The organism is Kitasatospora sp. NPDC086791 (assembly GCF_040685975.1).
In the GTDB taxonomy this organism is placed as follows: Bacteria; Actinomycetota; Actinomycetes; order Streptomycetales; family Streptomycetaceae; genus Kitasatospora.
Genome location: NZ_JBFBOC010000039.1, coordinates 16,216 through 28,556 on the forward strand (window position 1 = coordinate 16,216; position 12,341 = coordinate 28,556).

Sequence of the window (12,341 nt, forward strand, 5' to 3'; positions counted from 1 at the left end):
CGGTGGGGCTCACCGTCCGTTCACCGGGGACGGGCGAAGTCCTCGGTCCACCAGGGCCCGTTGGCGCTGAGGTTCACGCCGACGCCGGTCTCCGTGAAGACGCAGTCCAGGATGTTGTCGCGGTGTGCGGGACTCTTCATCCAGCCGTCCATGGCCGTGGCGGGGTCCTTCGGGCTCTCGTAGATGTTCTCGCCCCAGTTCTGCCAGCCGTACCCGGCGTTGGTGATCCGGGTGCCGGGGTCGATGCCTTCCGGGGTGTCGTGCTCGTAGTAGTTGCGGGCGGCCATGTCGTCGGAGTGCTCCTGCGCCACGGCCTGCAGCTTCGCGTTCACGGTGAGCGGCTTGCAGCCGGCCTTGGCGCGTTCGGCGTTGACCGCGTCGACGATCTGCTGGGCGAACCGGGCAGCGGTACCGGTCGCCGGTGTCCCCGCGACCGGCGCGCTGTGCGTGGCGGGACTGGTGGGCTTGGGCCCCGCCTGGGTCGCCGGAGCACCGCTCGCCGGGATCGCCGGAGCACTGCTCGCCGGCCCCGCCTGGGCCTTCCGAACGGTAGGCGTACCGCTCGGTGTACCGGTGGGCATGCTGGTCGTCGACGCATTCGCCGTCGGGGTCGCCGCGGCACTCGCCGTCGCGGTCGCAGTGACCGCCCAGCTCGGCGTACTGGTCGGCTGGGCCGAGGAAACGGGCGTGACACCGGGCCCCGGCGACAACACCCCGGCCGCGGCGGACGGCGAAGCGGACCCGCCCCCCGAGGACGCCGCGGCAGCGAGCACCCCACCCGTGACCGCGACCAACCCCACCACCCCGGCAATCGCCGCCTTCCCACGCGGCCGCCCCGCAGCCCGCCGCCGACCACGCCCACGCTCGTGCCGAGACACCCCCGACCGGCCGCCTCCCGCAGCGTCCGGCTCGGACGCCACCGCATCGATCACCACGGTCTCGAACTCACTGCTCATGGATCCGCCTCCGCTCCTCGTCGACGCGTCGTTCACGCCGATCCCCCAGGAGACCGACGAACCGGGCCCCGATAACAAAATCCGAAAAGCGGTTTTCGCCCCCCAGCCTCGCCTGATGGTCCGTCTGCCGTAACCCTGTTCGCCGGCGGATCCGCGGTGACGCACTCGGCCAGGGCGACAAGGAACGGGCCGCGGCAGGAGGCGCACGGTCTGCCCCGACCGCACCTCGTGGCAGCGGTCGGCCAGACGTCGCGGCGGTGGGTGGGGGATCTCCCGGCGGGACGGTGACGCGGCCACGGGTGAGCTGCTCGGCCGGCTGAACCGGGCCTTCGGCCCAGCAGACGGACTTCGCGGCCGTGGCTGTGCCGACACGGCCGGTGCCGGTGGCGGCAGCGTTGCGAAGCGGGACAAGACGCAGTGTCGGCGGACGGCCCGGGAGCACCGGGTCCGGTCCGACCGGTCCGGAGGCGGGATCGACGGGGGCCTGCGCGGTGGCCGCGGGCTTCGGGGCCGGAGCGGCGGAGGCGGCTGCCGAGGGGTGAGCGGCTCGTGCGGGCGTCGGTACCGGCTTGGGCGTGGGCTTGAAGGGGGAGGCGGTGCTGGTGGGCGACGGGGTCGCCGAAGGGGACGGGGGCGCGGAAGTGGTAGGGGAGGCCGGAAGTATGGCGACGGGGGTTTCCCGAAGCTGTGTTGAGTCCAGCCGGCAGCCGGCAGCCGGCAGCGGGCGGCAGGCCGGATCGGTGCATGGCGGCGTGCCCGGGGCGCACTGCCCCGGGCACGCCGTCCGTGGGTCGTCGGTGTGGGGCCGGGATCAGAGCCCGGCGTTCACGGTGGCGCTGACGACAGCGCCGTTGCCGACGTTCCACTTGTCGAGGATCTTCTGGTAGGTGCCGTTGCTGATCAACTCCCGGATGGTTCGGGACAGCACGTCGGACAGGTTCTGCCGGTCCCGGCCGACCACGATCCCGTAGAGGCTCGACTCCTGGTATTTGCCGACCAGTTGGAACATGCCCCGGCGGGCCGGCGCGGTGGTGTTGTAGGAGGCGGCGGGGTAGTCGTTGAGGTCGGCGGCGGCGGTTCCGGAGGAGACTTCGGCCGCGGCCTGCTCGTCGGTGTCCGTGGAGTCGATCCGCAGCGGTTTGCCGGCCCTGGTGCAGGCGGCGGACTGGGTCTTGGCGACTTTGATCTGGACGGAGTTGGTCTGTACGGCGATGGTGTGGCCGCACAGGCTGTCCAGGGTGGTGAGGCCCAGGGGGTTGCCGGCCTTGACCAGGATCGAGGTGCCGGTGAGGAAGTAGTCGACGAAGTCCACGCCAGGGTTGGTGAAGTGGCCGGTGGCGTCCTTGCCCTGCTGGCGGTCGCGGGAGTCGATGACGGCGGACATCGCCAGATCGATCTTCCCGGACTGGACGGCCGGGATGAGGTCGTTGAAGGGCATGTCGAGGATCTTCACGCGCAGGCCGAGGTAGGAGCCGAGAGCCGCCGCGAGGTCCGGGTCGAGACCGATGGGTGTGCCGCCGGGGTCCTTGAAGTCCACGGGGACGTAGTTGAGGTAGGAGCCGATGCGCAGTTCGCCGCTGGCACGGATCGACTGCGGCAGCCGGGCTCGGAGGGCGGAGGGCGAGTCGGGCGGGGCCGGGGCGGAGGCGCAGCCGGCTGCCAGCAGGCCGCAGAGGCCGGTGGCGGCCAGCGCTGTCCGGCCGGCGGGGGTTCGGGGCATGGGTGAGTCCTGGGCGCGGGCGACGTGGGGTGGTGGGTGGACGTGCGGCGGCGGTGGGCGGGGAGGTCCCGTCCACCGCCGCGTGGCGGGGTCAGCCGCGGGCGAGCCGGTCGGCCTGGTGGATCAGGTCCTCGGCCTGGCGGGCGAGGGTCCTGGCCGTTGCCGGGGTGGGCCGGCCGGAGCGAGGGGTCGTGGAGTCGAGGAGGTCGTCGATCTGGCGGGCGAGGCGGTCGCGCTGGTCGCCGAGGGCGGCGAGCTTGGCCGCGGTGTCCGTGTAGCGGGTGTCACCGGGGGTTCTGGAGGCTGCGGCGGTGGTGCTGGCGGCGAGCGTGGCGGAGGCGAACTCACCGACTCCGGCGTTGAGTTGCTTGTAGTCGGCGGCCAGGCGCCGGTAGTCGGCCTGGTCGGCGGTGCGCAGGCTTGCCGGGAGTGCGCAGGGCGCGAGGAACTCGGTCAGGACGCGGCCGTCGTGGGCGTAGACGTCGTGCAGGCCGAGCAGGGCGAGCATCGTGGGGCGGATGTCGGTGTGGTCGGACCAGACGGCGCCGGTGGCGCCGAGGTGCTTGACGCCGGGGCCGGCCAGGCCGAGCCAGGTGGTGTTGATGTCGGGTGCGAAGTCGCCGTGGTTCCAGGCCTCTGCGGCGTTCAGGCCGACGCAGGGGGTGGTGCAGTTCGCGGCACCGGCGATGGCGAGGTAGTTGGGGTCGAGGAAGTCGGTGAAGGTGGCGGTGCGCAGGGGGTCGCCGGTGACCATGTGGAGGAGCTTCATCTCGGTGCGGTCGGCGAGTCGGTTGCTGATCGGTTCGGTGGTGCCGGTGAGCGGGTTGACCGCGGTCAGCCGGGAGACGGCGCGTTCGAAGTCGCGGGTGGCGGCGGCGTCGGGGGCGGGGTTGCCGTCGAGGTAGAAGCTCGGGGCGGACTCGGACTTCAGCTGGAAGGGGGTGGCGAGGTGCTGCTGGGTGGCGAGCAGTCCGCGGACGTTGACGTTGATCTCGCCGATCTGCTGGTAGCTGCAGGGGGTGGTGACGCCGTCGCAGCCGGCCGGGCTGGGCTTGCCGCCCACGAAGTGGTCGTTCTCGTCGGAGGTGACGACGAAAAGGCTGTTGGCGGGGGTGATGCCGTCCTTGGCCAGGCGCTGGAAGAAGCCGTCGAAGGCCTGGTCGTAGGCCTTCAGCTGGGCGACGTATCCGGCTTCGCCGGGGCCGTAGGCGCTGCCGCCGGGGTAGCGGTCGTGGGCGTCCGAGATGTAGCCGTAGGTGACGGGCACGCCGGCTTCCTGCATGGTGGCGAGGTAGCCGAGGGTGTTGTCGGCGGACATCGAGTCGAAGCCGGGGAAGCCGGGGTTGCCGGCCTTGTCCGTGACGGGGGCTCCGCCGATCGTGCGGACCGGGTGGTCGGGTGAGATCACGGCGTCGACGCTGTGGGCGCCGTAGAGGGCCTGGTACCCGTGGTAGCCGCCGGGTTCGTCGGGCAGCAGGTCCGGCCGGGCGGCGGGTGTGGCGCAGTGCGCGGAGCCCTGCGCGCAGTGGACGCCGATGCCGACGATGTCGGCCTGGGCCCGGACGGGGTCGGCCTTGGCCTCGGCGGCCTCGGGGGAGTCGGGGCCGAAGACCTTGGCGACGTCGGAGGTGGTGTTCTCCAGCACGGTGTTGGCCGTCGAGACCGCGCCGAAGTCGCAGCCCGCCCGGGTGTAGGCGGTCCAGGGGGCGGGGGTGTTCCGGCCGTCCGGAGTGACCATGGTCGGAGCGGTGTCGGTGGGAGCCGGCGTGGAGGGGTCGGCGATGCCGTCGGTCCAGTACGCGAAGGTGCGGGCGGACGCGCTGGTCCCGTCAGGCTTGTAGTACCGGTAGGAGTTGGACACCGGCTGTCCGTGATCGCCGCCGTAGAGCCCGGTGAGCTGGGTGAGGATGTCGTTGCCGGTGTGGGCGATCAGCGGGGTGTGGTGGGAGGTGTCGACCGTCCCGTTGTGCTCCAGGAAGTCGAGCAGGTGAGGCATCTGCTCCAGGTCGGAGGGCACGTTCGGGTTGTCGCGGGTGAAGTGCACGTTGTCGAACGTCAGGTAGATGACGTGGTCGACCCGCTGGTCTCCGGCCCGCATGACGCATCCGCTCTCGCGATGGCCGGGGTCCGGGTGCTCGTCGGCGGCGGAGGCCTGCGGGACGGCGAGCAGGCCTGCGCCGAGTGCCGCGGCTGCGGCCAGGGCGACGACGGTGGGGCGTCGGGTGCCCATGCTGACTCCTTGTGGGGCGGGTAGGGGGCACGCGTGAACGGCAGTGCGCGGGCACGGCGATGTGCGGGAGCGGCAGTGCGCAGACACGGCGATGTGCGGGCACGGCGATGTGCGGGCACGGCGGCGCGCATGAAGGACAGCACGCGGGGACGGTACGCATCGCCCGGGGGTGATCCGGCGAAGTGGACGAAAGGTTGCCACAGTCTGAACCAATTGCAACAGTCTGTAGAAGGCAATCGGGTTGATATTCCACCTGCTGAGACGTGGTCCGGTCGGCATCGCGCGTAGACCGTGCGCGTAGACGTGCCTTGACCTGCCAGGTTGATCGACCCTACGGTGCGGGGCACACGGAGCCGCCGCACAGCTCGACGGGCGAGTCACGTCCGTCGTGGCACGCGGCAGAAGGAGCCAACCCTCATGCGCAGAAGTACCCCGATGCCGCCTGCCCGGATGCTGGCCACCCTTGCCGTCGGCGTCGCCGTCGGTGCGTCGGTGGCCGGCGGAGGACTCGCTTCGGCCGACGCGAAAGTCCCCCGGACGGACCGTCAGATCACCAACATGACCGACGAAGTGGCCAAGATCAAGGCGTACTACGGCGACACCGTCGACGCCAACGGCGAGCACTGGCCGTCCGCCGACAGCAACTACGCCGTCCAGGTCCGCGGCATCGAGAACCAGGCCGAGAAGTACCTGGCCCAGCGCGCGAAGCAGGGCCACGGCGACCGCAAGGCCATCGTCCTCGACGTGGACGACACCTCGCTGTCCACGTACAACTACGAGCTGGAGACGACCTTCGTCTACAGCCCCGCCGGCAACGCCCAGTACATCGCCACCAAGACCATGCCGGCCGTCTTCGGCATGAACGAACTGGCGGCCCGCGCGCAGCAGCAGGGCTACACCGTCTTCTACGTCACCGGCCGCCCCGAGTCCCAGCGCGCCGCCACCGCGGCCAACCTCGCCGCCGTCGGCTACCCCGCCGCGGACCCGGCGCACCTGTTCATGAAGGACAAGAGCGCACCCCCGTCCTACCTGAGCTGCGGCGCGACCTGTTCCGTCGTGGAGTACAAGTCCGGTACCCGGGCCCACATAGAGAGCCTCGGCTACGACATCGTGGGCAACTTCGGGGACCAGCAGAGCGACCTGTCCGGCGGCCACGCCGACCGGACCTTCAAGCTGCCGAACCCGATGTACTACCTGCCGTAGCCGGGGAGCGCCGCTGAGCCGGCCCGATGCCACCAATCGGCGGCATCGGGCCATCGGCGCTGTCGCTGCCCGTGAGGCACTCAGCTGCCGGTGACGCTGGTCTCGGAGGTCTGCGTGCCGTCGGAGAAGTCCACCGCGAGCGAGGCGGGGCCGGCTCGGGCCGCTTCACCTTCATCGTGAAGCCGGAGGCCGGCACCGCGGACACCAGACGGACGACGCCGGGTTCACCGCTACGGTGCCGGACCGCCGCGTCGCCGACCCCGGGCGTCCGAGGACGTGCCGGCGCCGCCGCAGGGGCGGGTGAGCGGAACCTCAGGGGTTCCATAGGGCCCTCTGCGGGCGGCGATCCGAAGGTTCGAACGTGTCTACGATCGGTTGCGTCGGCCCGCCTTCCCCGTGCGGCCGACGTGCCCCGTCGGCGGACGGGCGGTCAACTCCCCCACCCGTCACGTCCGCCGTCGTCGAGCACTCGTGGGCGACCACGTCGTGGCGACGCCATTGCGGGGCGCCCGCTCGGACGAGAAGTCAAGGACCGGTCCTGACCATGTTCGCTGTAGCGGTGCCGCACGTGCTGTCCGCGCTCCACACAGCGCCCGGGGCCGGGACGGCCGCGATTCCCGGCTCGCCGTCGGACGCGTACGAGAAGGCCGGCGGTCGGCGGACCGTGGTCGCCGGTGGCGGCTCGGCCGGGCTCAGCGCGGCGGAACGCCTGCGCGACCGCGGATTCGACGGCGAACTCGTCGTACTGGGCGAAGTGTTGCACCAACCGCACAGCAGACCGCCTCGGCACGGCGCGATGAGCCCCGATGCACGACACGTCGGCGCGCCTACCCGTGCGCGGTGCGGCCCTTCCGGTCCCGGGCGCCACCGCTCTCATGGCCGTCGCTCAGGACGAGGGCGGCGGCGGGTCGGATCGACCGCGACGTAGACGTACGGCTTGTCGGTCTCCCGTGGAGCGAGGCGCATCGGGCCCTCCTTTGAGCTCCGTGATGAGGACATCGCGTTCCGCGTGGACGCGTGGGGACTCGGACAGCCTGACGGCGCGGGCGGTGCGGGCATCAGCGGTCCGTTCCAGTGCCCGGGACCCGCGCAACGTTCTGACGGGCAGGTCGGGCAGCAGCTCGCCGGCGCCGCCTGCTCATGGGAGCAGTGTTGCGTTTCGGCGAGTTTGACGAATTGTCACGACCAGTGGACCGGTTTGCGGATGCTGGCGGTATCCACAGCCGGGTGCGGCTGTTCGATCCCGCCGGATGGCGGATCACACAGTGGCTCTGGTCACCGGCCGGGCCTCTAGAGTCTTTACAGCCCGATGCCGGCACCCGCGTTCCAGGCGGGATCAACGCTCCCGGACGTCTTTCCCTCACCTTCACGACCTGGCCGCCATTTCGTCTGCCACCAGGACCGCCGCAGCGTCGCGCCCGGTCCGGAAGGACGCTGTCCGCGTACCACCGGAGGTACCCATGCGCTCGCACGGCGAGTCCGAGAACGCCACATCCGGCCCCGCGCCGGTCCACCCCGTCGATCAGATGCTGCCCGCACCACGGTTGGCGATCCTCGGCCTCCAGCACGTCTTCGTCATGTACGCGGGCGCCGTCGCCGTCCCGTTCATCGTGGGCAGCGCCCTCAAGCTCGACCTGCACACCATCGCGCTGCTGGTCAGCGCCGACCTGCTGGTCGCCGGTATCGCGACGATCATCCAGGCGGTGGGCGTCTCCCACCTCCTCGGTGTCCGGCTGCCGGTGGTGGCCGGCGCCACCTTCACCGTGGTCAGTCCGATGATCACCATCGCGGCCAGCCACGGACTGCCCACGGTCTACGGCGCGATGCTCGTCTCCGGCGTGTTCGGCCTGCTCATCGCGAAACCGTTCGCCAAGATGATCAAGTTCTTCCCGCCCCTGGTGGCGGGCACGGTCATCATGATCATCGGGCTCTCGCTGATCGGTCCGGGAGCGGGCATGATCGCCGGGCACGACACCTCGGCCGCCGACTACGGGAAGCTGTCGCACATCGCCCTCGGCTTCGCCGTGATCGCGCTGATCGTGCTGTTCAGCCGACTGCTGCGCGGCTTCCTGGGCCAGCTCGCGCCGCTGCTGGCACTGGCCCTCGGCACGCTGGCCTCGATCCCGGTGCACCTGTTCGACCTGAGCGGCGTCCGCTCCGCAGGCTGGTTCGGCATCGCCGCGCCGTTCCACTTCGGCGCACCCCGGTTCGACGCGGCGGCGATCGTCTCGATGTGCATCGTGATGCTGGTGACCTACACCGAGTCCACCGCGGACATGCTCGCGGTGGCCGAGATGACCGGCAAGGAGCTGACCGACGCGGACCTCGCGCGCGGTCTCGCCACCGACGGCCTGTCCGCCGTGCTCGGCGGCTTCATGAACTCCTTCCCCGACACGGCGTACGCGGAGAACGTCGGCCTGGTGCAGATGACGGGGGTGCGCAGCCGCTGGGTGGTCGCGATGACGGGCTGCTTCCTGCTGGTGATGGGCCTGGTGCCCAAAGTCGGTGCGCTGATCGCGGCCGTCCCCGAGCCGGTGGTCGGCGGCGCGGCCCTGGTGATGTTCGCGACGGTCACCGCCGTTGGCGTACAGATGCTGAGGAACGTCGAGTTCAACGGGAACCACAACCTCCTGGTCGTCGCGGTCTCGCTCGGCGTCGGCCTGCTGCCGGTGGTCGCCACCGACCCGTACGGCAACGAGGTGTTCTTCCACCACTTCCCCGCGTGGGCGCAGACCGTCTTCGGCAGTCCGATCACCTTGACGGTGATGCTCGCGTTCACCCTGAACCTGCTCTTCAACCACCTCAAGCTGCCGCCTCTCCGCTCCGTGGCGACCTCGGACGTCTCTCCCGCCGCGGCGGAGGGGGATCCGGTGCCGGAGAGCTGTTCGGCGTCATGCGTGCGGCGGATCACCTTGTCATCGCACACCTACTTCTGGGAGTCCCCGTACCCCGGCGTCTCCGCAGCGCGTGGCGGACAATGCGGATGCGGCCGTCGTCCACGGTGAACCCGGCTCGTCGTGGGTCCGGCCGCCGTGGTTGTCGCGGGTCAGAACGGGCCACGCCGTCATCCGACGGCGTCCGGCACAGCGGTCCCCCGGCCGCTCGGAAGTGCCGAACAGGCGGGTGATTGTTCGATCTGACATGGAAAAGGCCTCTTTCGGACCCCTGCCGGATGCCGCTACGGCCGGGCGCTGCGGGCGGCCTGACCTGCGGGCGCGGGCTGTCGGCCACCACCAGGAGCGAAGTCCGGCGCGGCGAGCGCGGTCATCATCGGGTTCAGCGGGCCGCGGGCCGTCGGAGCGAGTGGAACCCGTGTCGTCCCGAAAGCCGGCACCAGGGCGGTGCGGGTCGTGGTGGCGGTGTGCCTGGCCGGGCACACCGCCGCCACGCCAGCGGCATCAGGAAGTCAGCTCCCTGATCAGGGTGGCGACCTGCTCCGTCTCGACGAGGAACCCGTCGTGCCCGTACGGGGACTCGATCACACGCAGCCGGTCGGCCCCGGGGATGCCCGCCGCCAGCTCGGCCTGCTGGGACGGCGGGTACAGCCTGTCGGAGTCGACGCCGGCCACCAACGTCCTGGCCGTGACCCGACGCAGGGCCGCCCTCGTGCCACCTCGGCCGCGACCTACGTCATGGCTGTTCATGGCCTCGGTCAGCGTGACGTAGCTGCCGGCGTCGAATCGGTGCACCAGCTTGGCCGCGTGATGGTCGAGGTAGGACTCCACCTGGTACCGCCCGCCGTGCCACGGGTCCTCACCGTCCTGTGCGGCCCGCCCGAAGCGGGTCCTCAGCTCGGCTTCGGCACGGTAGGTGACCTGGGCGAGGCGCCGGGCCAGGCCCAGGCCGACGTGGGGGCCCCGCCCGGGCCCGTGGTCGTGGTAGTCGCCGCCGCTCCACTGCGGGTCGGAGCGGATGGCGCGGAGCTGGATGCCGGCCCAGGCGATCTGCTCGGCGCCGGCCGCCGAAGGGCAGGCGAGGAGGAGCAGTGCCCGCGCGCGGTCCGGGTGCGACACCGCCCACTCCAGGGCGCGCATCCCGCCCATCGAGCCGCCGATCACCAAGGCCCAGTGCTCGATCCCCAGCGCGTCGGCCAACCCCGCCTCCATGCACACCTGGTCACGCTGGGTCAGGAACGGGAAGGCGCTGCCCCAGCGACGTCCGTCCGGCCTCCGGGAGGACGGGCCGGTACTGCCCTGGCAGCCGCCCAGCACGTTGGGCGCGACCACGAACCAGCGGTCGGTGTCCAGCGGACGCCCCGGCCCGATCAGCCCGTCCCACCAGCCCGGGGTGGGGTGTCCGGGCCCGGCCGGTCCGGCGACGTGGCTGTCGCCGGTCAGAGCGTGCAGGACCAGCACCGCGTTGCCGGCGTCCGGTGCGAGCCGGCCCCAGGTCTCGTAGGCGAGCCGCGCCCGGGGCAGTTCTCCACCGGCTTCGAGGGGCAGCGGCTTCTCCCGGACGTACCAACGGCGGTCGCCGGGAGGATCCCCCTCCTGCCAGGCCCCGGTCGCCGGCGGGAGGGGGACCGGGGCCTGTGCCACGGTGCTCAGGACGCGCCCTTCGCGGCGCGGAACCCGGCCTCCAGGTCCGCCGTCAGGTCGGCGACGTTCTCCAGTCCGACGGACAACCGCACGAGGCCCGGGGAGACGCCGGTGGCGGCCAACTGCCGCTCGTCCAGCTGGCTGTGGGTGGTGGAGGCGGGGTGGATGATCAGACTCCGGACGTCGCCGATGTTGGCGAGGTGGCTGAACAGCTCGACTCCGTCGACGAACCGCCTGCCCGCCTCGACCCCGTCGCGGAGCTCGAACGCGAGCACCGCGCCCGCGCCACGCGGGAGGTAGTGCCGTGCCGCCTGGTACCAGCGGTTCGACGGCAGCCCCGGGTAGTGCACGGCGGCGACTTCGTCGCGCCGCTCCAGCCACTCCGCCAGCGCCTGGGCGTTCTCCGAGTGCCGTTCGATGCGCAGCGACAGCGTCTCCACGCCCTGCAGCAGCAGGAAGGCGGAGTGCGGCGCGATGGCCGGGCCGAGGTCGCGGAGCAACTGGACGCGTAGCTTGGCCGCGAAGGCGCCCGGACCGAGAGCCGGCCAGTAGCGCAGGCCGTGGTAGCTGGGGTCCGGTTCGTTGAAGTCGGGGAAGCGCTCGGCGTGGGTGCCGAAGTCGAAGGTGCCGCCGTCGACGACCACGCCGGCGACGGTGGTGCCGTGTCCGCCGAGGAACTTCGTCGCGGAGTGGACGACGATGTCGGCGCCGTGCTCGATCGGCCGGAGCAGGTACGGGGTGGGAACGGTGTTGTCCACGATCAGCGGGAGACCGGCGGCGTGCGCGGCGTCGGCGACGGCCCGCACGTCCAGGACGTTGCCGCGGGGGTTCCCCAGGGTCTCGGCGAACAGCGCCTTGGTCGTGGGCCGGATGGCCGCTCGCCATGCGTCGATGTCGTCCGGGTCCTCGACGAAGGTCACCTCGATGCCGAACTTCGGCAGGGTGTGCCGGAAGAGGTTGTAGGTGCCGCCGTAGAGCGAGGCGCTGGAAACGATGTGGTCGCCCGCGCGGGCCACGGTCAGGATGGCCAGCGTCTCCGCGGCCTGGCCCGAGGCGACTGCCACCGCCGCGACCCCGCCCTCCAGCGCGGCGACGCGCTGTTCGAAGGCGTCCTGGGTCGGATTGTGGATCCGGGTGTAGATGTTGCCGGGCTCGGCCAGGGAGAAGAGGTCGGCGGCGTGCTTGGTGTCGCGGAAGACGAACGAGGTGGTCTGGTAGATCGGTACGGTGCGGGCTCCGGTCGTCGGGTCCGGTGTGGCACCGGCATGGATCTGCTTGGTCTCGAACGACCAGGCCGGGGCAGCGGGTTCGGGGGCCGGTTCGGGGGCGAGGCCTGCGGTGACGGAGTCGATCGGCTGGCTCATGGTTCTCCCTGGGAACAACGAGTGATCGCCCGGACCGGGAAGCGGATCACCGTCCGTGTGACGGGTACGGGAGAGCAGCCGCGTGTCCGGGAAGGGGGCATGGGTGTGGGTGGCAGGGCGGCGCGTGGCGGGCCGGGAGGCGTTCTGCCGGGGTTCGGTGTCAGCGCACCGGACGGGCGGCTTCGACGTGCCCGAGGGCCGGCGGCGTCAGCGCGCGGCGGGACACGCCGTGCTGGTGACACGCACGTAGTCCACGTGGCGGCGGGTCACGAGCACGGTCATGGGAGCAGATAACCACAGGCGGCCTCCGGAGCACCAGCACTGTCCGGA

Annotated in this window: 8 protein-coding genes; 3 read left to right on the forward strand and 5 right to left on the reverse strand. The window is 71.5% G+C overall.

Annotated elements, in window-relative coordinates; genetic code table 11:
- Positions 1–20: 20 nt before the first annotated feature.
- The gene (locus AB0Q99_RS30810; RefSeq protein WP_363576942.1) at positions 21–581 is read right to left on the reverse strand and encodes a CAP domain-containing protein; all 561 of its coding nucleotides are present in this window, start codon (positions 579–581) and stop codon (positions 21–23) included.
- Between AB0Q99_RS30810 and AB0Q99_RS30815 the strand changes: the two genes are divergently transcribed.
- A complete protein-coding gene (locus AB0Q99_RS30815) occupies positions 580–1,089 on the forward strand; it encodes a hypothetical protein (RefSeq protein ID WP_363576943.1) in 510 nt (169 codons plus the stop codon). The two genes, AB0Q99_RS30810 and AB0Q99_RS30815, sit on opposite strands and share 2 nt — an antisense overlap.
- 678 nt (positions 1,090–1,767) lie before the next feature.
- Here the strand turns inward: AB0Q99_RS30815 and AB0Q99_RS30820 are convergent.
- Both AB0Q99_RS30820 and AB0Q99_RS30825 read right to left on the reverse strand, forming a co-directional pair.
- Positions 1,768–2,676 carry an ABC transporter substrate-binding protein gene (locus AB0Q99_RS30820; RefSeq protein WP_363576945.1) on the reverse strand — a complete coding sequence of 303 codons (909 nt, stop codon included), beginning with the start codon at positions 2,674–2,676 and terminating at the stop codon, positions 1,768–1,770.
- 91 nt (positions 2,677–2,767) lie between these two features.
- The gene (locus tag AB0Q99_RS30825; protein WP_363576947.1) at positions 2,768–4,906 is read right to left on the reverse strand and encodes a hypothetical protein; all 2,139 of its coding nucleotides are present in this window, start codon (positions 4,904–4,906) and stop codon (positions 2,768–2,770) included.
- A 417-nt stretch (positions 4,907–5,323) separates the two neighbouring features.
- On the opposite strand from AB0Q99_RS30825, the gene AB0Q99_RS30830 reads away from it, so the two are divergent.
- Complete coding sequence (locus AB0Q99_RS30830) at positions 5,324–6,109, forward strand: HAD family acid phosphatase (protein ID WP_363576949.1); 786 nt, start codon at positions 5,324–5,326, stop codon at positions 6,107–6,109.
- Positions 6,110–7,569: 1,460 nt separating this feature from the next.
- Positions 7,570–9,114: a nucleobase:cation symporter-2 family protein gene (locus tag AB0Q99_RS30835; RefSeq protein ID WP_363576950.1), complete on the forward strand. Its 1,545-nt coding sequence runs from the start codon at positions 7,570–7,572 to the stop codon at positions 9,112–9,114.
- A gap of 393 nt (positions 9,115–9,507) precedes the next feature.
- Here the strand turns inward: AB0Q99_RS30835 and AB0Q99_RS30840 are convergent, their stop codons facing one another.
- Both AB0Q99_RS30840 and AB0Q99_RS30845 read right to left on the reverse strand, forming a co-directional pair.
- Positions 9,508–10,656 carry a homoserine O-acetyltransferase gene (locus AB0Q99_RS30840; RefSeq protein ID WP_363576998.1) on the reverse strand — a complete coding sequence of 383 codons (1,149 nt, stop codon included), beginning with the start codon at positions 10,654–10,656 and terminating at the stop codon, positions 9,508–9,510.
- Positions 10,653–12,011, reverse strand: coding sequence for a bifunctional o-acetylhomoserine/o-acetylserine sulfhydrylase (locus AB0Q99_RS30845; protein ID WP_363576952.1), 1,359 nt, complete (start codon positions 12,009–12,011; stop codon positions 10,653–10,655). Before AB0Q99_RS30845 ends, AB0Q99_RS30840 begins: the two co-directional genes overlap by 4 nt.
- Positions 12,012–12,341 lie beyond the last annotated feature (330 nt).

Excerpts from the sequence above, each read along its gene's own strand:
- AB0Q99_RS30815 (WP_363576943.1), top strand. The coding sequence starts at position 580 with ATGCTGGTCGTCGACGCATTCGCCGTCGGGGTCGCCGCGGCACTCGCC.
- AB0Q99_RS30810 (WP_363576942.1), bottom strand. The coding sequence starts at position 581 with ATGCCCACCGGTACACCGAGCGGTACGCCTACCGTTCGGAAGGCCCAG.
- AB0Q99_RS30820 (WP_363576945.1), bottom strand. The coding sequence starts at position 2,676 with ATGCCCCGAACCCCCGCCGGCCGGACAGCGCTGGCCGCCACCGGCCTC.
- AB0Q99_RS30825 (WP_363576947.1), bottom strand. The coding sequence starts at position 4,906 with ATGGGCACCCGACGCCCCACCGTCGTCGCCCTGGCCGCAGCCGCGGCA.
- AB0Q99_RS30830 (WP_363576949.1), top strand. The coding sequence starts at position 5,324 with ATGCGCAGAAGTACCCCGATGCCGCCTGCCCGGATGCTGGCCACCCTT.
- AB0Q99_RS30835 (WP_363576950.1), top strand. The coding sequence starts at position 7,570 with ATGCGCTCGCACGGCGAGTCCGAGAACGCCACATCCGGCCCCGCGCCG.
- AB0Q99_RS30845 (WP_363576952.1), bottom strand. The coding sequence starts at position 12,011 with ATGAGCCAGCCGATCGACTCCGTCACCGCAGGCCTCGCCCCCGAACCG.